At 58.4% G+C, this 22,089-nt stretch carries 25 protein-coding genes; 8 read left to right on the top strand and 17 right to left on the bottom strand.

From position 1 onward, the window contains the following. Positions 1-4: 4 nt before the first annotated feature. The 3 genes from tatC to ACR0DK_RS10405 are packed head-to-tail and all read right to left on the bottom strand — an operon-like array spanning position 5 to position 1,560. Positions 5-883: a twin-arginine translocase subunit TatC gene (tatC, locus tag ACR0DK_RS10415; RefSeq protein WP_480736048.1), complete on the bottom strand. Its 879-nt coding sequence runs from the start codon at positions 881-883 to the stop codon at positions 5-7. Further along, positions 880-1,338 (bottom strand): Sec-independent protein translocase protein TatB, encoded by a 459-nt coding sequence (gene tatB / locus ACR0DK_RS10410; protein WP_170396807.1) that lies wholly within the window; start codon positions 1,336-1,338, stop codon positions 880-882. Before tatB ends, tatC begins: the two co-directional genes overlap by 4 nt. 6 nt (positions 1,339-1,344) lie before the next feature. After that, the gene (locus tag ACR0DK_RS10405; RefSeq protein ID WP_010440381.1) at positions 1,345-1,560 is read right to left on the bottom strand and encodes a twin-arginine translocase TatA/TatE family subunit; all 216 of its coding nucleotides are present in this window, start codon (positions 1,558-1,560) and stop codon (positions 1,345-1,347) included. Positions 1,561-1,778: 218 nt separating this feature from the next. On the opposite strand from ACR0DK_RS10405, the gene ACR0DK_RS10400 reads away from it, so the two are divergent. Continuing rightward, positions 1,779-2,084 (top strand): hypothetical protein, encoded by a 306-nt coding sequence (locus ACR0DK_RS10400; protein ID WP_170636189.1) that lies wholly within the window; start codon positions 1,779-1,781, stop codon positions 2,082-2,084. A 21-nt stretch (positions 2,085-2,105) separates the two neighbouring features. Beyond that, on the top strand, positions 2,106-2,777 hold the full coding sequence (locus ACR0DK_RS10395) for a helix-turn-helix transcriptional regulator (RefSeq protein ID WP_480736046.1): 672 nt from the start codon (positions 2,106-2,108) through the stop codon (positions 2,775-2,777). 63 nt (positions 2,778-2,840) lie between these two features. Here ACR0DK_RS10395 and ACR0DK_RS10390 read toward each other — a convergent pair whose 3' ends face one another. The 8 genes from ACR0DK_RS10390 to ACR0DK_RS10355 form a co-directional block, all read right to left on the bottom strand. Beyond that, on the bottom strand, positions 2,841-4,004 hold the full coding sequence (locus tag ACR0DK_RS10390) for a peptidoglycan DD-metalloendopeptidase family protein (RefSeq protein WP_170406164.1): 1,164 nt from the start codon (positions 4,002-4,004) through the stop codon (positions 2,841-2,843). 58 nt (positions 4,005-4,062) lie between these two features. Further along, the gene (locus ACR0DK_RS10385; protein ID WP_170509978.1) at positions 4,063-4,713 is read right to left on the bottom strand and encodes a protein-L-isoaspartate(D-aspartate) O-methyltransferase; all 651 of its coding nucleotides are present in this window, start codon (positions 4,711-4,713) and stop codon (positions 4,063-4,065) included. Next, positions 4,710-5,492 carry a 5'/3'-nucleotidase SurE gene (surE, locus tag ACR0DK_RS10380; protein WP_480736043.1) on the bottom strand — a complete coding sequence of 261 codons (783 nt, stop codon included), beginning with the start codon at positions 5,490-5,492 and terminating at the stop codon, positions 4,710-4,712. Before surE ends, ACR0DK_RS10385 begins: the two co-directional genes overlap by 4 nt. Positions 5,493-5,610: 118 nt before the next feature. Then, complete coding sequence (locus ACR0DK_RS10375; RefSeq protein WP_480736041.1) at positions 5,611-6,696, bottom strand: ABC transporter ATP-binding protein; 1,086 nt, start codon at positions 6,694-6,696, stop codon at positions 5,611-5,613. Positions 6,697-6,776: 80 nt separating this feature from the next. Continuing rightward, entirely contained in the window at positions 6,777-7,823 is a 1,047-nt protein-coding gene (locus tag ACR0DK_RS10370) for a methyltransferase domain-containing protein (RefSeq protein ID WP_170406181.1), read from the bottom strand. A 96-nt stretch (positions 7,824-7,919) separates the two neighbouring features. After that, positions 7,920-9,032, bottom strand: a complete 1,113-nt coding sequence (locus ACR0DK_RS10365; RefSeq protein ID WP_480736038.1) for a hypothetical protein — start codon at positions 9,030-9,032, stop codon at positions 7,920-7,922. A 2-nt stretch (positions 9,033-9,034) separates the two neighbouring features. Further along, positions 9,035-9,814 carry an SDR family oxidoreductase gene (locus ACR0DK_RS10360; RefSeq protein ID WP_170396789.1) on the bottom strand — a complete coding sequence of 260 codons (780 nt, stop codon included), beginning with the start codon at positions 9,812-9,814 and terminating at the stop codon, positions 9,035-9,037. Between the two features lie 72 nt (positions 9,815-9,886). After that, complete coding sequence (locus tag ACR0DK_RS10355) at positions 9,887-10,249, bottom strand: SnoaL-like domain-containing protein (protein ID WP_170396787.1); 363 nt, start codon at positions 10,247-10,249, stop codon at positions 9,887-9,889. Positions 10,250-10,357: 108 nt separating this feature from the next. On the opposite strand from ACR0DK_RS10355, the gene ACR0DK_RS10350 reads away from it, so the two are divergent. From ACR0DK_RS10350 to ACR0DK_RS10340, 3 genes are all read left to right on the top strand, one after another. After that, on the top strand, positions 10,358-11,962 hold the full coding sequence (locus tag ACR0DK_RS10350) for a peptide chain release factor 3 (protein ID WP_170396785.1): 1,605 nt from the start codon (positions 10,358-10,360) through the stop codon (positions 11,960-11,962). Positions 11,963-11,985: 23 nt separating this feature from the next. Further along, positions 11,986-12,909: a glycosyltransferase family 2 protein gene (locus ACR0DK_RS10345; protein ID WP_480736035.1), complete on the top strand. Its 924-nt coding sequence runs from the start codon at positions 11,986-11,988 to the stop codon at positions 12,907-12,909. 183 nt (positions 12,910-13,092) lie between these two features. Next, positions 13,093-14,445 carry a DEAD/DEAH box helicase gene (locus tag ACR0DK_RS10340; RefSeq protein ID WP_170396782.1) on the top strand — a complete coding sequence of 451 codons (1,353 nt, stop codon included), beginning with the start codon at positions 13,093-13,095 and terminating at the stop codon, positions 14,443-14,445. On the opposite strand, the gene ACR0DK_RS10335 is transcribed toward ACR0DK_RS10340, so the two are convergent. Genes ACR0DK_RS10335 through ACR0DK_RS10325 form a run of 3 tightly spaced genes read right to left on the bottom strand, consistent with a single transcriptional unit; the run spans position 14,442 to position 16,464 of the window. Further along, a complete protein-coding gene (locus ACR0DK_RS10335; protein WP_170567088.1) occupies positions 14,442-15,344 on the bottom strand; it encodes a DMT family transporter in 903 nt (300 codons plus the stop codon). The genes ACR0DK_RS10340 and ACR0DK_RS10335 overlap by 4 nt on opposite strands. Before the next feature lie 21 nt (positions 15,345-15,365). Next, the gene (locus ACR0DK_RS10330) at positions 15,366-16,268 is read right to left on the bottom strand and encodes a fatty acid desaturase (RefSeq protein WP_170662736.1); all 903 of its coding nucleotides are present in this window, start codon (positions 16,266-16,268) and stop codon (positions 15,366-15,368) included. After that, positions 16,261-16,464, bottom strand: a complete 204-nt coding sequence (locus ACR0DK_RS10325; RefSeq protein ID WP_039535902.1) for a DUF2061 domain-containing protein — start codon at positions 16,462-16,464, stop codon at positions 16,261-16,263. Before ACR0DK_RS10325 ends, ACR0DK_RS10330 begins: the two co-directional genes overlap by 8 nt. A gap of 108 nt (positions 16,465-16,572) precedes the next feature. On the opposite strand from ACR0DK_RS10325, the gene ACR0DK_RS10320 reads away from it, so the two are divergent. Together ACR0DK_RS10320 and ACR0DK_RS10315 are read left to right on the top strand one after the other, a co-directional pair. Beyond that, on the top strand, positions 16,573-17,439 hold the full coding sequence (locus tag ACR0DK_RS10320) for a helix-turn-helix domain-containing protein (RefSeq protein ID WP_480736031.1): 867 nt from the start codon (positions 16,573-16,575) through the stop codon (positions 17,437-17,439). Positions 17,440-17,515: 76 nt separating this feature from the next. Continuing rightward, on the top strand, positions 17,516-17,698 hold the full coding sequence (locus ACR0DK_RS10315; RefSeq protein ID WP_170396771.1) for a hypothetical protein: 183 nt from the start codon (positions 17,516-17,518) through the stop codon (positions 17,696-17,698). Between the two features lies 1 nt (position 17,699). Here ACR0DK_RS10315 and ACR0DK_RS10310 read toward each other — a convergent pair whose 3' ends face one another. From ACR0DK_RS10310 to bcoG, 3 genes are all read right to left on the bottom strand, one after another. Beyond that, the gene (locus ACR0DK_RS10310) at positions 17,700-18,461 is read right to left on the bottom strand and encodes an SDR family oxidoreductase (protein ID WP_170396769.1); all 762 of its coding nucleotides are present in this window, start codon (positions 18,459-18,461) and stop codon (positions 17,700-17,702) included. Next, the gene (locus ACR0DK_RS10305; RefSeq protein WP_480736028.1) at positions 18,458-19,939 is read right to left on the bottom strand and encodes a carnitine 3-dehydrogenase; all 1,482 of its coding nucleotides are present in this window, start codon (positions 19,937-19,939) and stop codon (positions 18,458-18,460) included. Before ACR0DK_RS10305 ends, ACR0DK_RS10310 begins: the two co-directional genes overlap by 4 nt. Positions 19,940-20,002: 63 nt before the next feature. Continuing rightward, positions 20,003-20,920 (bottom strand): 3-dehydrocarnitine:acetyl-CoA trimethylamine transferase BcoG, encoded by a 918-nt coding sequence (gene bcoG / locus ACR0DK_RS10300; RefSeq protein WP_170422013.1) that lies wholly within the window; start codon positions 20,918-20,920, stop codon positions 20,003-20,005. A 132-nt stretch (positions 20,921-21,052) separates the two neighbouring features. Between bcoG and ACR0DK_RS10295 the strand changes: the two genes are divergently transcribed. Then, positions 21,053-22,039 (top strand): GlxA family transcriptional regulator, encoded by a 987-nt coding sequence (locus ACR0DK_RS10295; RefSeq protein ID WP_480736025.1) that lies wholly within the window; start codon positions 21,053-21,055, stop codon positions 22,037-22,039. Positions 22,040-22,089: the final 50 nt, after the last annotated feature.

The raw sequence follows: 22,089 nt of genomic DNA, 5'->3' as shown, positions 1-22,089 counted from the left end.
CAGGTTACTTGTTCCCTTCGTAATCCTGCATCACGTCTGCGTCGGCTTCGGCCTCTTCATCGTCGTAGTATCCATCGGCGCGCAACTGTTCTTCGCGCTTCTTCTCGACACGGGCGACCAGGAATATTGAAATTTCATAGAGCCCGTAAACTACGACAAAGAGGATGATCTGGGTGATCACGTCCGGCGGTGTGACAATCGCAGCCAACACCAGAATGCCTACCACCGCATATTTACGCACTGCCCCCAGACCTTCGGCACTGACAAGTCCGGCCTTACCCATCAGTGTCAGCAATACGGGCAATTGAAAGCACAGGCCAAAGGCCACGATGAACTTGATGGTCAGGTTGAGATATTCCTGCGCCGAACCCTGAAACACCACGCTCAAAGGTGCGGTTGCGCCTTCTGCTACAGCTTCCCCTTCCGCTCCAAATTGCTGGAAACCGAGGAAGAAGTCATAGGCCAATGGCGTGACCACATAAAAAGCGAAGCTTGCGCCCAGCAGGAACATGAAGGGAGAGGCCAGCATGAACGGCAGAAACGCGTTCTTTTCCGATTTATACAGGCCCGGCGCCACGAACCTCCACATCTGCATCCCGATATAGGGAAAGGCCAGAATGAACCCGCCCAGCAGCGAAACCTTGATGGCGACAAAGAACCCTTCCTGCGGCGAGATGAAGATCAGCCCGCAATCCTGTCCACGCTCGGTCAGCACCTCACATAGCGGTTGCGTGAGGAAGTTGAACAGTGGCGTGGCCACGGTGAAACAGATGATCATACCGATCAGAAACGCCACAACGCAGTGGATCAGCCGCGTACGTAGCTCGGCCAGGTGCTCGATCAGGGGTGCCGAGCTGTCCTCGATCTCGTCGGTCTTGGTCATGTTTTGCTTTCGGTTTTCAGCGCTGCTTCGGCCTCTTCCGCCTTGGCCAGCGCATCCGCGGCTTCCTTGGCCTTGCGTTCAGCGGCAGCGCGCGCCGTTGTGGCTTGGATCTTCTTCGCTTGCTCTGCTCGCTCGGTGGCCAGCTTGCCGGTCTCGCTGTCAGGGTCGAACTTGGTTGGGTCGATGGATTTGGCCACGTCGCGCGCGGCTTCGTTGATCCCGTCCATCGCTGTACTAACCGGGTTGGTCGCCGCGTTCAGGCCCTTCTTGATCTCATTGACGCCTGCTTCGTCCGCAGCCTCGTTCATAGCAGTGCTGAATTCGCGCGCCATGCCGCGCGCCTTTCCGACGAACCGTCCGACATTGCGGAACAGCACAGGCAGGTCCTTTGGCCCCACCACGATCAACGCGACGATGCCGATGACCAGAAGCTCGGTCCAGCCCAGATCAAACATCTAGGCTCAGACCTTGTCTTTGTCAGTCTCAGGCGTGACGTCTTTGGCCAGCTCAGACGCGTCTTGTTCCAGCTCTTCCGAACCTTCCTTGATGCCTTTTTTGAACGAGGTAATGCCTTTACCCACTTCACCCATCAGCGAACTGATCTTGCCGCGTCCAAACAGGACGAGAACCACAACAGCAATCAGCAGGATACCCGGAAGGCCAATATTGTTGAGCATGACTTGTCTCCTTCTACGTCGGCGCAGCGCGCCGTGAATATGTCTGGCCCCGTGTCTACGCCCGTACGGGCATCAGCAAAAGTGCGACAGATCAAATCCGCGCGCAAAATTGAACGGATCATGCGTTTTTTGCGGACTCGCATTTCTCAACTGACAGGTTTATGTCAGTTGATATCACCTAGAAGGACGATATCGAAACCTGGTCTACGGAGAACCACATGACCCATGTCGCAGAAATCGTCACCTTTACCCTTGCCGACGGCACAAAGCCCGAACAGTTCATCAGGCTAAGCCAAGCCTCCGAAGCCTTCGTCCGTGCGGCTCCCGGCTTTACCCACCGCCAGCTAAGCCATGGCGAAGATGGCCGCTGGACCGACTATGTCGTCTGGACCGATATGAAATCCGCAAAGGATGCCGCTGCTGCATTCATGCAACAGGATTTTGCACCCGCTCTGATGGCGGCAATCAACCCCGACAGCGCCCAGATGCGTCACGAGACCGTGCTATGGAACATGACCGCCTAAGGGCGGCTCAGACGGCGTGTCATGCGCCGCACTGACCGCCTGTTCGACATCATACAGATCCTGCGCGATGGTAACTTGCACCGCGCGCAGGACATCGCGGACCGACTTGAGGTGTCGGTCCGTACGATCTATCGCGATATGGACACGTTAGTGGCCTCGGGCGTTCCTGTAGAAGGCGAACGCGGCGTAGGTTACATGGTGCGTGAACAGATCACGCTGCCCCCGCTAAACCTGACACCCGCCGAGCTTGAGGCTCTGAACCTCGGCATGGCGATCGTTGCCGAGGCCGCCGATCCCGGTCTTAAATCCGCCGCGGAATCTCTGGCCGAGAAAATCGACGCCGTCCTGCCCACGCAGGTCATCGCCGAGGCCGACAGCTGGAAATTCGCGGTCTATCCCTTCGCTGATGTCGTACGCGGAATGGCACATATGGCCCCGATCCGCGCCGCGATCAAATCGCGCCAGAAATTGCAGCTCAGCTACCGCCGCATTGACGGCGCGCTGACCGATCGCACTATACGACCGCTACATATGGAATACTGGGGCCGTGTTTGGACACTGACTGCCTGGTGCGAGCTGCGCAACGACTTCCGCGTCTTCCGCATCGACCTGATAGAAAACGTCACGCCTCTACCGGAACTCTTTACCGACGAACCGGGTAAAAGGCTCAGCGACTACGATCCCAATGCGTGATCCGTCCTTCAACTGGCCCCAAATACCTCCGCCGGAGGCATGGCCCGGAACGGGCCATTTCGGTCACTTCAGGTAAGGCTCGGGATCAACCGACTCGAACCCTTTGCGCACTTCGAAGTGCACATATGCATTGTCGCCTCCGCGCAGCGAGGCGATCTTTTGTCCCCGTCGCACCCGATCACCTTTCTTGATGGTGATATTGTCGACATTGGCATAAACAGTCAGCAAGTCATTGTTGTGTTTCACAACGATGATCGGAACCTGATCCGCATCCGCGGTGATCGCGGCGACCGTGCCTGCCTCGGCCGCACTGACCGACGCGCCTGGCGCTGCGGCGATATCTATCCCCTCATTCTTACCCTTCTTGTAGGTCCGAATGATGGTGCCGCTCACCGGGCTTGCCAACGCCGAGCTTCCCGAATTGGTCGGGGCCTCGGCTGTGATATCCGGCGCAGGCGTTGCCGCGGCAACTTTCTCATCCGGCAATGGCTGCGTCGCGCTCGGCGGCGTAGGAGTTGGTGAGCCTTCCCCCGGTTGGGTTACCGCAGTTGCCGTGGCGGCCGGCGCTGCTGCCCGAGGTGCCGGTTGATTCTTGACCGGGATCAACAGGTACTGGTCTTCGCGCACCATAAAGTCTGGTCCCAAACCGTTCCATTCTGCCAGAGACTCCACAGGCACCTGATAGAGCCGCGAAATTGTATAGGCTGTCTCACCCCGCTTGACCTTGTGCCGGATCGGCTCAGGCCCCGTAGCAACCGGTGCCGGAGCCGCAGCAGGTTGCGCGGGCTCCAATGTCGATGTCTGTACAGATCCTGTGTCCGGTGCCTCGTCAATCGCGGTTCCGGCAATGGTCGCAATATCGACATTGCTCGTCCCACCGACCGAGCGCGGCAAGGCCAGAACTTCACCGTCACGCAGGCTGTCATTTGGCTGCAATCCGTTAAACCGCGCCAATTCGGCCACCGGCATGCCGATCCGGGTGGCGACATCGCCAACTGTATCCCCACGGCGGGCTACCGCGACCTGATAGTTCGGATAGGTGATCACGCCACGCGCATCCGGCGTCGGGCGGTTGGCGGTCGCTGCAAGGGCGGCATCTGCAGTGGAGAACCCGCCGACATTGCCGCGCAGGTCATAGTCATATGGCCCTTCACACCCGGCCAAAATTGCCAGCGCGGCAACACCTGTCGCATAGCGGCGCATTGCTGATTTGGAAACTGCTCTCATTTTACTGTCCTCAACACCTGCCCCTGTTCTCCGGGGTTCTGGCGCCTCTAATATACCTTTACGCTCCGTCTTTTCCCAGCCCCTCAAGCAAGGGCACAAAACGGACCGGCAACAATTCGTCATAGTCCAGACCGGTTTCAGTGCGCGTGACCCGGATTAGGGTCTGCACCGCGTCCGACTGGCCCACGGGTAACACCATGATACCGCCGATTTTCAACTGCGCCAAGAGCGGCCCCGGAGGATCTTCGGCGGCCGCGGTCACAATGATACGGTCGAACGGGGCCTGCTCGGACAGTCCGAATGATCCATCCGACAGCATCGCGGTCACATTCGTCAACCCCAGCTCACGGAACAGTTCTCCCGTTTCGCGCACCAGCCTCTTGTGCCGCTCAACCGTATAGACCCGGCGCGCCAGCTTGGACAGGATCGCCGCCTGATAGCCCGAGCCGGTGCCGACCTCTAGAACCGTATCACGCGGACGCACCTGCAGCGCCTGCGTCATCAGCCCCACAACCGAAGGCTGGCTGATGGTCTGTCCACAGGCAATAGGCAGCGGAGTGTCCTCATAGGCCCGGTCCGCGAACAGGCCTTTGACAAACTGCCCCCGGTCAACCTGTTCCATCGCCGCCAGCACACGTGCATCCGTCACCCCGCGCGAGCGCAAGGCAAACAGGAACTGCATTATGGTTTCTGCGCTTGGTCCAGTCATTCGATGACCTTTAGCGCCTCGAGCGTGTCATATGCTGTCAGATCAGCGCGCATCGGAGTGACCGAGATATACCCTTCCAGATTGACCGCCGCATCCGTGCCCGGAGCGGTCGGGTTATGCTGATACCCGCCCTTGATCCAAAGGAACCGGCGACCCGAGGGCGAGCTGTGCGGCTCGACCGAGAAATGTGTATCGCGCCGGTACCCCTGCGGGGCCACGCGCGTACCCAGCACTTCATCTCCGGGAACCGGAGGGAAATTCACATTATAGAACAGACGATAGTCGCCCTGCTGCTCGGGTGTCGCATCAAGAATGCGGCGCACCAGATCGGCCCCAAATTTGGCAGCCGCCTCAAACGGATCGTCCAGCCCCAGATTGCGCGGCCCGAAATACTGAGACAAGGCAATCGCGGGCACACCTTGCAACGCCGCCTCCATCGCGCCGCCGATAGTACCCGAATACAGCGTGTTTTCAGCCGAGTTGTTGCCCCGGTTCACCCCTGACAACACCAGATCGGGCGGGGCGTCCTTCATAACGTCGTGCAAACCGGCCAACACGCAATCCGCCGGAGACCCTTCGGCGGCATAGCGACGCTCGCCCAGTTTGGCGACCATCATTGGGTGGGTATAGCTAATGCAATGGCCCACGCCTGACTGCTCAAAGGCAGGCGCGACGACCCAGACCTCGCCATCGGGACCGGCCAGTTCAGCCGCGATCGCTTCAAGTACAATCAGTCCCGGCGCATTGATGCCGTCATCATTGGTCAGAAGAATTCGCATGCCCGGTCCACCCCTCGTTTTGCCCTTGATAGACCCGCCTCAGCGCTGCGACAAGCAATGCACATGCGCAATCTGAGGCTTTCACGCACCACTTGGATGAAAATGCAGGATTTGAGCGTCAGGCCGGGAACACAAAACACCGGTCGCGGCGAATGGTCAGCCACATGACACGGCCCTCTTTGGGCACAAAGACGTTCGGAACCGTCGCCTTCAGGATCGAGCCATCATAGTCCATGCGAAACTCGACAAGGCTTTCATTTCCCAAAAACCGAGCACGCTCAACCACGCCTCGGGCGGCAATGCCGTCTGTCGGCGTCGGCGCAGGCCCTTTGCCATTGCGGTCGAAGTCCAGCTTGACGTGCTGGGGTCGAAACACGATTTCAACATCGGTCGCGTCCGGCACACCGGGCGCAAGAAAACGGCCAAACGGAGTATGCGCCAACGCACCATTAACTTGAGCCTTCAACACATTGATATCACTAAAAAACGAAACTGCTGCCTTGTCTGCAGGCCGGGTATAGACATTGTATGGCGCCCCCTGCTGCACAATCTTGCCACGCCGCATCAGCGCGATTTCATCAGCCATTCGCATCGCCTCGTCCGGCTCATGCGTGACCAACAGAACAGCAGCGTCCTCTTCTTTGAGGACTGCGAGCGTTTCGTCCCGAATGCCGTCGCGCAAACGGTTATCGAGGCCCGAGAACGGCTCATCCATCAGCATGATCCGCGGACGTGGGGCCAACGCACGCGCCAGAGCAACCCGCTGCTGCTCACCCCCAGATAACTGATGCGGAAATCCATCGATGAACCGCATCAGATCGACCTTGGACAGCAGTTCCTCGACCCGCGCGCGTTTCTGCTCCTTGCTGCCTTTCAGGCCGAACGCGACGTTATCCGCCACGCTGAGATGCGGAAACAGCGCAAAATCCTGAAACATCAGCCCAATCTCGCGCCGTTCGGGCGGTACTCGGAACACCGTGTCACAGATCAGCTTGCCATCTACATAAATCTCGCCTGAGGTCTGCATTTCGACCCCCGCGATCATCCGCAAGGTGGTCGACTTTCCGCAGCCCGAAGGCCCCAGCAGGCAAGTCACCTGCCCCGCGTGCACGGTCAACGATACATCATCCACGACCGTCCGCCCGCCAAAGCGCGCAATCAGATTGCGGATTTCCAATCGAGGAGGAGTTGTCGTCACTGTCACCGATGGACCCCATTGCCTTTCCCGATCAATTCCATCGGGCTTAGGCGGGGATAACAACCCCGCCCATCAGGCGCAAGGGATCAGCAGCACCCGGTCGAGGCAGCTTCGCCCTGTACAACAAACGGGCTATCCCCGCCGCAGCCTTCGAAAATCCCGTAATGGGTCGAGAAATCGCCGATAAACTCGAAATGTCGTGCAAAACGGGTGTCTTGCAGCATCATCCACGTGTTGCCACAGACCGGGAATACTTTGCCGGCCTCGATCGTATGGTGGTCATCCAGCACAAATTCATGCGGCGCATGCGGCACTGTGCCCTTGTAGATCACAGCCTGACCGTAATCCTCGCATGCAGGTTCCAACTCCGGCAGCTTGAACAGACGGTAGGTGGCCGAAATAAAGCTCAGCGGTGCGACCCGTTCTTCCAGAATTGGGTTCTCGATGGTCAAAGGCCGATGCGTCAACCGACGGGGATCGCTGAACCCGACCGCACGCGACATCGACAGAAAATCGTTCCAATAGAGCGCACCCGACAGGCATTCGCCATACAGGATCTCATCCTCGGCCATCGCCTTGGGCACCCGGCGATCGGCGTAGACGTCCGAGAAATACATCTCTCCGCCCTCTTTTAGCAGCCGATGCGTACCACGCAGCACAGCAGCCTTGTCGGTCGCCAGATTGATCACGCAGTTTGAGACGATGATATCGAACGATCCCGGTTCGAGGTCCAGCTCATCCAGCTTTTCGATATAGCCGTGGTGAAACTCGACATTGCTGGCCGAATGTCCGAATGCCTTCGCGTGATGGTCCTGATGCGCGCGCGCCACGTCGAGCTGCTCAGGCGTCATGTCAACGCCGACAACACGGCCCTTTTCACCGACCATCGCGGATAAAGCATACACATCGCGCCCCGCACCACAGCCCAGATCCAGGATACGCATTCCCTCCAGATCCAACGGAGCAATCAGCCCGCATCCATAGTAACGTGTCAGCACATCATCATGAATTTGCGACAGAATTTTCTTGAAGTGATCCGGCATATCATCCGGAGTACAGCAGGCATTTGTTTGCAAATCCGCGCTGCCTTGCAACACCTCACCATAGTAGTTCTGCACAGCCTCGTGCTTCATCAGGGCAATCCTTTTGTCACTGGTCTTTTGCAGCTAGTGCAGCAATCCACACCACGCAATCCACCAGCGCCCGATCTGACGAAACCGTGACAGGGCTCAGGCGAGCAGGTCGAAATCCACGCCCGCGTGCACGCGGCCGTTCACTTGAATCTCCAACCGATGCGGCCCAGGAACCAACTTGAACGTTGTTGCATTGCCCTTCAGCTTGTGCCGCTTTCTAAGTGTCAACTGTCCACCTGTAAGCGCGGCCTGTTTCAACTTGTGAACCTTGAGTGAGATCTTTCCGCCAGGCCGTTGGAAATGAACGATATAGTCGACCAAGACTGGCTGATCTTCTGCGCCACTCAGGCGGGTTTCAAACTCCAGCGCTTCACCAATTCGGGCCGGACCATTTATCTGAATCTCTACCGCAATATCTGCATCGGGATCGTATCCAAGCACTTTCATCGCCTTGGGATGCCCAGATTTCACAAGGCCTCGTAATGCATGAGATGTCATCCAGTTCAGTTCGTCCTTGTCCTGCCGCCCTGTCTCGCCCCAGCTACGCAGACGTTCCAGCACCAGATCGGGGTCTTTCTTGGTGATATCATTCAGATGATTGGCGACCGAGCGCGTCACATAGCGCGTCCGATCCCCGTGCAACCGGTCCAATAACGGCAATGGGTCTGACATTGCCAAGCCAACGGCCTGCCCCCACGGTAAACGCGGCCGCGTGCCCTCGCTGACCAGACGACGCACGTGATAGCTGGGATGCGTGCACCAAGCCTGCATCCGCGCCATGACCAGTTCGGAGTGGTGATTGAGGAACGGGCGGATCGCCCATTCCATCGAAAATCTCTGGGTCAGCTCTTCGAATACATCCAGCGCCAAAGCGGGATGATCCAGGCCGATTGCACAAACCCAATCACCCAAGGGCGCAAAGATGAAGTCTCCGAAGTCGTCATCACTTTTGGCGGGGTCCAGCGGAGGCGGCAGCGCCCGCAGAATGACCGGTGCCACTGCCGGCAAATCGCCGGGCACCGATTCTTGCAGACACTCTGCAATCCACGCCATACGCTCTTTCAGTTCAAGCTCGGGCAAACGCGACATCACTTTCGCCGCGAATGCTTCTTCCTTGAAATCGGAATCAGCATTGGCGAACAAGCCCGCAAGAAAGCTTATCTTTTCCGCGTTGAACAACTGATCTTTCAGAGAAAAGTTCTGTGCCATACCTACATCGTCAGATTGGTGCCACCACCGTCCAGCAAAATGTTCTGCCCGACAATGAACCCGGCGTGTTGCGAGCATAGAAACGCGCAGGTCGCCCCAAACTCTTCCCTCGTGCCATAGCGTCTCGCTGGGATGGTTGCAGCGCGTTCAGCCCGTGCCTCGGCCATCGAAATACCTTTCTGCTCTGACACCCCGCCATCCAGCGCGTTCGCGCGGTCGGTGGCGTGGATACCTGGCAGCAGATTATTGATCGTCACGCCATGTGGTGCCACCTGGCGCGATGTGCCCGCAACATAGCCGGTTAATCCAGTTCGCGCCGCATTCGACAGGCCCAGCACCGCAATCGGCGCGCGTACCGACTGCGAGGTGATATTCACCACGCGACCCCAGCCCTTATCCATCATTCCCGGTAGCAGAGCCTTCATGAAAGCTATGGGTGTCAGCATATTGGCATCCAGCGCTTTGATGAAATCATCACGCTCCCAGTCCGACCACATGCCGGGCGGAGGGCCACCCGCGTTTGTGACAAGGATATCAGCACCCTGCGCAGCACTTATCACCTCGGCCTGACCCTCTGGTGTGGTAACATCACAAGCCACTGTCTGCACGGCAACGCCATATGAGGATCGCAAACGCGTGGCTTCAGCCTCCAACGTTTCGGCTCCGCGCGCGTTCATCACAAGATCAACGCCGGCTTCGGCCAACGCCTCGGCACAGCCCAATCCCAAGCCTTTGCTGCTGGCACAAACCAGCGCACGTTTTCCGCGAATTCCCAAGTCCATTCTGGCCCTCCCTATCTTCGGCACACATCTAACATCGGCCCGGCAAAGAAGACCAGAATGGGATCTTGCGGATTAATAAAAGAACTCTTCACGCACGATCTTGCCATCGGCGACGTGATAGACACCGACCTCACGCATATCAAAGCTCTCACCGGTTTCTTTCACCTTGCCCTGCACTTCAAAGATCACGGCAAAGCGGTCGTCACCATGCGGGTACGGGCCACTGACGGACGCGCCCGATACTTCATGAGCGCCTTCCCACCATTCGTGCTTGCCACGAATGGCTTCCAATCCGTGCGTCTCGCGCCCCATGCCCGCAAAATCCTGTCCCTCAACAGAAACAGCATCCGAGGCATAAAGCTTCTCGAGGTTTTCCTTGGCCCGGTTCTCGCGGCATCCAGCAACCAGTTCGTCTGCGATTTCTTTCAAATTCATTGGTCCACTCCATTTTTGTTCACTATATGTTCTTATTGCCACAGCCACATGATTCGAACCACCCCCTTTGTCTTGCCTCAGTTGGATTCCCCGCCTATACGCGCGCTTATGCTTGATACTTCGAACCAACCCACCCTGCCGCCCGAGATCGCTCGTCGCCGGACCTTCGCTATCATCTCGCACCCGGATGCGGGCAAGACGACGCTAACGGAAAAGTTTCTGCTGTACGGCGGCGCGATCCAGATGGCTGGACAGGTACGGGCCAAGGGTGAGGCACGGCGGACGCGGTCGGACTTTATGCAGATGGAGAAAGATCGTGGTATTTCGGTCTCAGCCTCGGCCATGTCGTTCGACTATGGGAACTTCCGGTTCAATCTGGTGGACACACCCGGCCACTCGGATTTCTCCGAAGACACCTATCGCACCCTGACGGCCGTAGACGCCGCCGTCATGGTCATTGACGGTGCGAAAGGTGTGGAAAGCCAGACGCAGAAACTGTTCGAGGTCTGCCGCCTGCGCGATCTGCCGATCCTGACCTTCTGTAACAAGATGGACCGCGAAAGCCGGGATACGTTCGAGATCATCGACGAAATTCAGGAAATGCTGGCGATCGACGTCACGCCAGCCGCGTGGCCTATCGGTGTGGGTCGCGATTTCATCGGCTGCTACGACATGCTGCGCGACCGGCTTGAGCTGATGGACCGCGCCGACCGCAACAAGGTGGCCGAAAGCATCCAAATCAATGGTCTGGATGACCCTAAGCTGGCCGAGCATGTGCCCGCTGAATTGCTCGACAAGCTGCTGGAAGAGGTTGAGATGGCACGCGAATTGCTGCCCAAGCTCGACCCTCAGGCGGTGCTTGAGGGGCACATGACCCCGATCTGGTTTGGTTCGGCCATCAACTCGTTTGGCGTCAAGGAACTGATGGAGGGTATCGGCGCCTATGGTCCGCAGCCGCAGGTTCAGTCCGCTGAGCCCCGTCAGATCGCGCCCGATGAAAAGAAGGTCGCCGGTTTCGTGTTCAAGGTGCAGGCCAATATGGACCCCAAACACCGCGACCGGGTGGCCTTTGTCCGAATGGCCTCGGGCCATTTCAAACGTGGCATGAAGCTAACGCATGTGCGATCGAAGAAACCGATGGCAATATCAAACCCTGTGCTGTTCCTCGCCTCTGACCGGGAACTGGCCGAGGAAGCCTGGGCCGGAGACATCATCGGCATTCCCAACCACGGTCAGTTGCGCATCGGCGACACGCTGACCGAAGGTGAGGCGATCCGGGTAACCGGCATCCCCTCCTTCGCACCGGAATTGCTGCAAACGGTGCGCGCGGGTGACCCATTGAAGGCCAAGCATCTGGAAAAGGCCCTGATGCAGTTCGCCGAGGAAGGTGCCGCGAAGGTATTCAAACCTTCGATTGGGTCGGGCTTCATCGTCGGCGTCGTCGGTGCGCTGCAATTCGAGGTGCTCGCCAGCCGGATTGAGATGGAATACGGCCTGCCTGTGCGGTTTGAGGCGTCTCAGTTCACCTCGGCCCGTTGGGTCAGTGGCAACAAGGTTGAGATCGACAAATTCGTCAACGCCAACAAGCAGCATATTGCCCATGATCACGATGGAGATATCGTCTATCTAACGCGGCTGCAGTGGGACATCGACCGGGTCGTCCGCGATTATCCCGAGCTGAGCCTGACCGCGACGAAGGAAATGATGACCTGACGGACTCTGCGGGCAATCCAGAAGTGACCACATGGGGGATTGTGTCCACGATCCGCGCCCCGCGTGAGGATATTTTGCGCTTTGCCGCCCACCACCTCGATATCGGCGCGGACCGGATTCACATCTTTCTAGACGAGCCGGTCCAGGGGGACATCTCAGCCCTGCGCGAGCATCCCCGGATCCGGGTGCGTACCTGCGATGCGGCGTTCTGGAAGCGTCGCAGGCGTGAGAGGCCGGACAAACATCAGGTTCGACAATCCTCGAACGCGAATTTGATCTACAACAGGACTGATCTGGACTGGGTCGCACATATCGATGTCGATGAGTTCCTGTGGCCGATGTCCCCGATCCCAGACCTGCTGCGCGACATTCCCGATGACATCCCCGCCGTCCGCGTCCGCCCGATTGAGGCGCTGGCGGGTGGCCAGGACCTCTACAAAGCGTTCATTCCCGAAAGTCAGAATCGACAAGCGCTGGTCGAAGCGCTCTATCCCAATTTCGGCACTTACGTTCTGGCCGGTTTCATGAGCCACATTCAGGGCAAACTGTTCGTACGCGGCGGTTTGAAAAAACTGAGCGACCGTATCCACAACCTCTATCAGCACGGTGAGTTTCTGCCAGTCAGAACCGAGCTTCCTCAGATCGATCTGTGTCATCGCCACGCCCCGGATTGGGAGCATTGGCTGGCGCATTATCGTTTCCGCCTCGAACGCGGCTCGTACCAGGCCAGCCCGGATCGGCCGCGAAAGATCGGTGCGCTAGACAGGTACGAATTGATCACCCTTCTGGAAACCGAATACGGGCTCGATGGCCTGCGGGAATTTTACGATGAAATCAGCGCTGCTGACCCGGAAGTGCTGGAACGGCTTGAGGATAACGAATTGATCCGTCACCGGCCGCTTGATCTGGACCAAAAAGTCGCGAAACACTTTCCCGGAACCATCTGAATTGTTGCGGAAATCCTTGTTACCGGCAGATTTGCCACGGATTAAACCGACTTCATTTGACCCTGCCCCACGTTTTTGTTATGCCCGCGCCACAGCCGAAACGCGCATGGGGCGCATGGCCATCCGGGCCCGGCATTTTCAGACGCGCGGGCCAGGTCTAGTGTCCGCTTGAACCGGACATACATGACAAAGTTTAACGAACTGAACCTGAACCCGAAGGTCCTCAAAGCAATTGAGGAAGCCGGATACGAAACTCCGACCCCGATCCAGGAAGGCGCAATTCCAGCCGCGCTGGAAGGGCGCGATGTTCTGGGGATCGCCCAAACCGGCACCGGCAAAACTGCCAGCTTCACTCTGCCGATGATCACATTGCTGGCCCGTGGGCGCGCCCGCGCACGCATGCCACGCTCGCTGGTCTTGTGCCCGACGCGGGAACTGGCAGCGCAGGTGGCCGAGAATTTCGACACCTACGCCAAGCACCTCAAGCTGACCAAAGCACTGTTGATCGGTGGCGTTTCCTTCAAGGAACAGGATGCTCTGATTGACCGCGGTGTTGACGTGCTGATTGCCACTCCGGGCCGTCTGCTGGATCATTTCGAACGTGGGAAGCTGCTTCTGACAGGCGTTCAGATCATGGTGGTGGACGAAGCTGACCGGATGCTCGACATGGGCTTCATTCCTGATATCGAGCGCATCTTCTCGCTGACGCCATTCACCCGCCAGACGCTGTTCTTCTCGGCCACCATGGCGCCCGAGATCGAACGGATCACCGATACTTTCCTGTCGGCCCCCACCCGGGTCGAAGTTGCGCGTCAGGCCACCGCTTCGGAAACCATCGAACAAGGCGTGGTGATGTTCAAAGGTGGTCGCCGGGATCGTGAGGCCAGCCAGAAACGCAAGACCCTGCGCGCATTGATCGATGCCGAGGGTGACAAATGCACCAACGCCATCATCTTCTGCAATCGCAAGACCGATGTAGATATCTGCGCCAAGTCGCTGAAGAAATACGGCTATAACGCCGCCGCGATCCATGGCGATCTGGATCAGTCGCAGCGGATGAAAACACTGGACGGATTCCGCGATGGATCACTGCGGCTGCTGGTGGCTTCGGACGTTGCTGCACGGGGTCTGGATATCCCCTCGGTCAGCCACGTGTTCAACTTCGATGTTCCCGGCCATGCCGAAGATTATGTCCACCGCATCGGCCGCACGGGCCGTGCCGGGCGCGAAGGCAAGGCAATCACGATCTGCTCGGGCCGCGATGAAAAGGCGCTGGCCGCGATCGAGAGCCTGATCCAGAAGGACATTCCGCGCATCGACAATCCGGTCAAGGCCGATGAGCCCAAGCCCGAGGCGCCAAAGCCAGAGAAGAAGGCCAAAGCGTCGGACAACAAAAAGAGCGAGAGCCGCAAAGAGCGAGAGCCCAAAACCCGTGGTCGTGGGCGTCGCGACGATGGCGGGCCAGCAGTTGTAGGCATGGGGGATCACCTCCCCAGCTTTATCGCTCTCAGCTTTGATGAGCGTCGCGCAGGCTAGATTGTCAGCACAAGCGCCAGTATCGACAAGCCAAGCAACGTCATCCCGGCGATCTCGCGCCGGGTGATGGTTTCACGGAAAAACAGCAGCGATGCGAACAGGCTGAGGATCAGTTCGATCTGACCCAAGGCCTTTACATAGGCAGCGTTCTGCAACGTGAAGGCGAAGAACCAGCAAAACGAACCACAGAGGCTGGTCAGGCCGACAAAAACACCGGTCCGGCGAGTCTCCCACACCGCGCGCAGCTCGGCCCTGTCTCGCCAAAGCAGCCACAGCCACATGCTGAGAAACTGAAACGTTACCACGACGGCCAGTGTCACAAGTGCCCGGAACCACGCATCGATGTCGCCCAATTGCAAAGAGGCGCCACGATAGCTGACCGAGGAGAATGCGAATAACACGCCTGACCCCAGTCCAAGACGCGAGGCTTTGTTTGTCAGATGTTGCCACCAAGCGCCGCTGCCTCCAGGCGTTTTTGACAATAACAGGACGGCCAGCAACCCAAGCAGAATTGCCCCCAGCGCCCCGGTAGAGACCTGATCGCCGAGGACAAGGAACCCCACAATAGCGGTTTGAATCACCTCAGTTTTCTTGAACGTAATCCCTACCGCAAAGTTGCGCTGCTTGAACAATGCCACAACGCAGATCGTGGCCAATATCTGTGTGGTCCCGCCGATGACAGCAAATATCCAGAACTTCGCCGACAGCGCTGGCAGTTCGTACCCCGTCGCGGCCAAAGCAATGAAAAGCCCCAGCAAGGCCAATGGCATGGAATAGGCGAATCGTGCAAATGTCGCCCCGGCAGCCGAAAGCTTCACGCTGCTCAGGGATTTCTGCAGCATGAACCGCACCGTCTGGAACGATGCGGCCGCGATGGTGACGGGAATCCATAAACTCATGGCTTCCCTTCTGTCGTTAAATCAAGGCTTTGGCCAGAGCGGATGCGCCACCGGATCCTTGGCGCGCCAGAAATACTCTCGGAATATCTGCCCGTACGAACGGTAGACATAAGCCTCGTTACAGGCCAAGTATCTTTCCTTGCCCGTGCGGTAGAGTGCCGGCAATCGGTACCAAGGTGCTGATGGGTTCATATGATGAACGACGTGCAAGTTATTGTTCAAAAACAGAAATGCAAGGATGCCACGGTCTTCTACGATCACTGTGCGCGCGCGCGATTTCTCATGCGCGCGGTGTTCCAGGAATGTGCGGATCTTGACCAGTCCCAGCCCGATATATGCTGAAAGGGCGAAGGCCCAGATCGGCATTTGCGAAAGCGAGACGATCCAAAGAGTCGCGACAACGCCGGGCATATGCAGCGCCCATGCCAACAAAATCGCCCGATCTCCGCGAAGTGCACCACGCAGTTCATCCCGCAAGAACGCAACCTGCCCAATTGCAGGCCCCAGAACCATCCGCCCCAGCAGAGTGTTGTTCACTTGATACATCCGCCTCTGCCAACCGGACAGAGACGCCCAGACCTGCGGGTCGAGATAGTTGGTCTCAGGGTCATCATAGGGATCGGTTAGGTTCGCGTCACAGTGATGCGCCAGATGCAGGTCCCGAAACCGATTGTAGGGAATGAACAAAGTCAGCGGCATCGCCATCAGCGCCTCATTCAGCCACTTCTGGCGAAAGGGATGCCCGTGCAAAGCCTCATGGGTCAGCGAGGAATGCAGCGCAGCCACCAGCCCCATGAACGGGATCGCAAGCCAAAGCGATATGCCTGCCAACCAGAAAATCGCACCAATCCAGGCTAAATAGCACGCGATGATCAGGGCAAATGTCGCCCATTCAGGTGATTTGGGTGTGACCGGCTCAGCCATTGCGGCCCCACGAAATTCCGGCCCAGATACGCTCGTAAATCACATACATGGTCAAACCAATGGCCGTATTGACCAGTGCAACCATCCCTCCAAGTGCTGCTGAACCCGTGGCGATCAAACCAACCAGCGTCATCATCGCCAGCCCCATCGCATTCCACACCAGCGCCTTCACGACCGACCTGCGTCGCGTTTCCATTCCAGACCCCATTCTTATTTTTGTAACACCAGCGTTACAGACAGAGCCAAGGGTCGTGAATTCTGAATATGATTAACAATTCTCACCAAAGGTGATATTAATCATCACATGATTGATAAAATCGACAAACGGGATCGCGCCCTGCATTTTCGCCAGCGCCTGGCCCGAGCGATGCAAGAGCGCAACGTCAGCCAAAGCGCCCTGGCACGCAGCATCGGGGTTGACCGATCTACCGTTTCGCAATTGCTGACCGGGGCGGGGGCACGCCTTCCGAATGCTCATGTCGTCGGCAGCTGCGCCTCGGCGCTTGGGGTTTCCGCCGATTGGCTTCTTGGGCTTTCCAACCGACCCGAAAGCGCGGCAGAACTATTGGCCAGTTCCCTCACCCTAACCGAGGCCGCCCGGGCATTGGTTGATGAGCGCATTTTTGAATGGCATCAAGAGGCCGCCGGCTACAAGATACGCTACGTTCCGGCTACCCTGCCCGACATGCTCAAGACCCGCGCCGTGCTTGAATGGGAATACGCTCCGCATCTCGGCCGTACTGCGGATCAAGCCATTGGCGCCTCGGCAGACCGGCTGGCATGGATGCGCAGCGCCCAGTCCGACTATGAAATTGCCATGCCGTTGTACGAGCTTCACAGCTTTGCCTATGCCAGCGGTTACTACGAGGGACTACCGCTTCAGGTCCGGTTGGATCAGATCGATCACCTGCTGTCGGTGTGCGAGCAGCTTTATCCACGTCTGCGCATCTATCTATTTGATGCAAAACGTCTTTACTCTGCCCCCGTCACGATATTCGGCCCACTTCTATGCGTGTTCTATGCCGGAAGCCACTACATGGCTTTCCGAGACCGTGATCGGATTGAGGTCTTTACGCTCCATTTCGACCGACTGGTGCGAGAGGCGGATATGACCGCGCGTGATTTCCCGGACCATCTGCAGCAATTGCGGGCAGAAATCTCTCAGACATGACCTAGGCTGAAAGCTGTAGTATAGTCACTTGGCGCGAAACTACAGACATTCCGATCTGAGATGGAGGATGACGGGAATGGACGCACTCAAAACCGCTGAATACGCACGTGCCCTTTATACGGCCCATGGCGATCGGGCCGAAGCCGAAGCTGCGCAGAAAATGCGCGAATGCGAAGCCGCCGGAAATCAGCAGGAGGCGCAGGACTGGCAAGCTGTCCGCAGCGCCATCCGCCAGATTCGGGGGCCAAATCAGGGCTGATTCACAGTTTCGGGTCAGGATTGACCGTATGGCCATCCACCGCGATTACCTGACCCGACACCAGCCTCGCTGCATCTGAAGCCAGGAATACAGCCATGTTCGCAATGTCCTGCGCCTCTACAAAGCGGCCCATGGACGTGCCCGAGGCATAGCCGTCGTAAACCTGATCCCGGGTCATGCCCTTGGCATCGGCCTCGCGCTGCAACACGCCCTCCATTCGTGGACCTTCGACCGAACCCGGGCAGATCACATTGCAGCGGATTCCGTGCGGCCCAAGTTCCATCGCCAGCGTTTTGCCTAATCCCACCATGCCCCACTTGGCCGCCGCGTACGGCGCGCGGTTGGGGTATCCGTACTGGCCTGCAGTCGATGAAGTGATCAAGATCGCGCCGCTGCGTTGCTGTTTCATCAGAGGTGCAGCGTATTTAGAGCACAAAAATGACCCCTCTAGATTGATGGAAAGGCATGACCTCCAATCCGTCAGGGAAACGTCCTCAACCGCTGCGGTGGGACCCGCTATCCCCGCATTCGCACAGAGCACATCAAGCCCGTCCCATTCGGTCTCAAGGTCGGTAAACGCAGCCGCGACAGCATCCTCATCCGACACATCAAGCTGGCTTTGCTTCCAATGCGCCGGGCAATCCGCCAACGCATCCGCATCAACATCCGCAACCCAGACCTGAGCCCCGGCAGCATCAAACGCTTCAGCCATGGCCCTGCCGACGCCAGAGGCGCCTGCGGTAATCAAGACCCGGCTGCTCATGCGGGCTTGCGGATAGCCGCGCCCGCGCCTTCGGGATAAGGCAACCCGGCCTGCGCCTCGGCAACCCGTGCCATCGCGGCCTCGATCTCGGGTGAAGGTGGGCTGGGGCGTCGGGTCTCAAGGCTGACATGCAGAAGAAAGCTTTCGCCTGTGGCCAACAGCGTTTCACCCTCGTACATGCTGTGGAAGACATGCAGCTTCTTGCCCTGCCCTAACAGCATCTGCGTACGGCATTCGATCCGCGACCCCGCATGGGTCTCCTGCATGTAACGGATGTGATTTTCGGCAGTGAAATAGCTGCCGCCTGTCGCGATATACTCCATATCGCAGCCAATGATTTCCATGAAACGATCCGTGGCTGCTGCAAAGGCCTCCAGATATTTAGCTTCATTCATGTGGCCATTGTAGTCGGTCCAATCCAGCGGAACGGCGCGCGACAGCGTGAGGATCGGCTGGCTCAGATCCGCCTCGTCCAGCGTCGGCAGCGCTCCTGGCTTCAAGGCCGCATCATGCTGGTTCAATACCGCCCCTGCACCATAGTTCTGGGCCTTCAGCGCCCGCATCATACCAACGAGGTTATTGTCCCGGATACGCTCCAACTCGCGGATCGAGTGCTTGCCAGACTGCGCATCCGACTGATCCGCGATCAAGTCGACCAACTCATCGGTGAACTCAGGCACGTCCATGAGCTTAGTCCAGGGCCATTTCAGCGCCGGGCCGAACTGAGCCATGAAATGCCGCATCCCGGCCTCTCCACCGGCCACGCGATAGGTTTCGAACAGTCCCATCTGGGCCCAACGGATGCCAAAACCCATGCGGATGGATTCATCGATCTCTTCGGTCGTTGCGATGCCGTCTTTCACCAGCCAAAGCGCCTCGCGCCACACCGCCTCGAGGAACCGGTCAGCAATATGCGCGTCGATTTCCTTCTTGATGTGCAGCGGGAAGAACCCCACCGAGGTCAAAAGATCTTTGGCCCGCGCGATCAAGTCAGGTGAATTCTTGTCGGTCGGAACCAGTTCGATCAGTGGTAACAGGTAGACCGGGTTGAACGGGTGGGTCACCACGATCTGCTCGGGTCGCAACGCGCCTTCCTGTAACTCTGAGGGCTTGAACCCGCTGGTCGAGGACCCGATGATTGCATCTGGATCACAAACCCCCTGCAAGCTCTTGTAAACCTTCAGCTTGAGATCGAGCCTTTCCGGTACGCTCTCCTGAATCCAGATCGCGCCCTGAACTGCCTCACCGAGATCGTCATGAAAGCTCAGGGTCCCTTCGGGCGGCAGAGGTACATCGCTCAACCCCGGCAAAGAACGGCGCGCGTTATCTAACACCTCACCGATCTTCCTCTCGGCTTCAGGGTCGGGATCGTATACCCGAACATCCCATCCGTTCAGCAGGAACCGGGCAGCCCACCCGCCACCAATCACACCGCCTCCGATGATTGCTGCTGTTTTTGCTTGCTGTTCTTTGCCCACGATCCGCCTCTTCATCTGGCCAAAAATATCTCGGGGGTTTGGGGGCTGGCCCCCAATCCGCGACTACTTCGCAACCGGAGCCCGCTTAGTAAGCCCCAACTTTTCACGTACTTCCTGCGGCCCGATCACCCGCGCGCCCATGTTTTCGATGATGCTGCCTGCACGCTCGACCAACTGCCAGTTTTCGGCCAGAACACCCTTTTCCAGCCACAGGTTGTCCTCCAGCCCGACGCGCACATTGCCGCCCGCCAGAACCGAGGCCGCGACATACGCCATCTCATTGCGCCCCAGCGAAAACGCGCTGAACGTCCAGTCATCCGGCACATTGTTCACCATCGCCATAAAGGTGTTGAGATCATCCGGAGCCCCCCACGGCACCCCCATACATAGCTGGACCAGAGCGTTCGGTTCCAGAACACCCTCTTTCACCAGCTGCTTGGCGAACCACAGATGGCCGGTGTCGAAGGCCTCGATCTCGGGCTTCACACCCAGATCGGTCATCATCTGCCCCATCGCCCGCAAGGCGCCGGGCGTATTGGTCATCACATAGTCGGCCTCGGCAAAGTTCATCGTGCCACAATCCAGAGTACAGATTTCAGGCAAGCACTCCGCTACATGTGCAACACGTTCAGTGGCACCAACCAGATCGGTTCCGGCCTCTGCCAAAGGCAGCGGATTTTCGATCCCGCCGAACACCATGTCTCCGCCCATGCCCGCCGTCAGGTTCAGAACCGCGTCTACTTCGGCATCGCGAATGCGGTCCGTGACTTCACGGTACAGCGCCAGATCGCGTGAAGGCGCACCGGTCTCGGGGTCGCGCACATGGCAGTGCACCACGGCCGCACCGGCTTTCGCTGCAGCAATTGCACTATCGGCAATCTGCTTCGGCGAACGCGGCACATGTGGGCTGCGATCCTGTGTCCCGCCCGAGCCGGTGACGGCACAGGTGATAAAGACTTCGCGGTTCATTTCCAAAGGCATGGCGTTATCCCCAGCTTATACCCGGTTTTACCGTGGGTTTTCCCCAGGCTTCTCCCCGGATTCCGATTTGCGTCAACGCCAACTCTGACGCAGCCTTGAGGGAACCACTTAGCAAAATGCGAATCAGACTTGATGAAATCCGCAAAAAACATACTGCAGCCCGAACATCGCGCCCTGAAAACGGCGGTGCTGGTGCTGGACGAATGCAACACACTCAGCTTCGCGGCCGCCGTCGATCCGATGCGTGCTGCCAACCGACTAGCGGATCGGCCCGCTTTTGATTGGGACTACGTCACGGCAACCGCAGAACCCGCGTTGCTGACCAGCGCCCTGAATGTGCAGGGCATTCCCCTGGCCCGGTTGCAGGGCTGCGATCTGTTGATCGTAGTTGCCGGATTCCAATTGGCCCGTCATGCGACGCCCAGCCTGCTCGCCGGGCTCCGCAGGATCGCGGCCACCGGTGCAACAATCGCCGGGATAGATGGCGGCCCCTGGTTACTGGCTGAGGCTGGATTGCTCGACGGTCACGCGGCGACGACCCATTGGGAGGATTTGAAGAACTTCGCTGCGCGCTTTCCCAATGTCGATGTGCGCCCTGACCGATTTACCGTCTCCGATACGCGCCTAACCTCTGGCGGCGCCGTCCCGGCGATCGATATGATGCTCCATATTATTGCTGCACGTCATGGCGCGGGCTTTGCCGCCCGCGTGTCCGGGCTATTCCTCTATGAAGGTGCGTCTCAGCCCTCAAAACCACAAAGCCGCACCGGTGCGCCGCACCGTCACACCGCGCTCACAGCCAAAGCCAACTCATTGATGGAATCCTCACTGGACGACCCGCTGTCCCTTGCGCACATCGCCGATAGACTCGGCACTAGTACACGCACCCTGCAGCAGCAGTTCCGCCTGCGCCTGAATACAACTCCACAGGATCATTACCTGCAACTCAGACTGGCCGAGGCCCGCCGTCTGGTTACCGATACCGACCTGCCGCTGATGGACGTGGCGCTGGCCACCGGCTTCGCCTCGCAATCCAGCTTCGCCCGCGCGTTCCGAACCGCCCACGGCCTCACGGCTCGCGACCTCAGGCAAGACCGTACGCAACCCACCCATCACTGACACGATCCAGCTTCATCTGGCCTAAAATACCTCGGGGGAGTCGCCAAAGG

It is taken from the genome of Ruegeria sp. CE6, from assembly GCF_056537485.1.
Note: the sequence above shows the minus strand (reverse complement) of the source record. Positions and strands in the feature narration are given on the sequence as shown.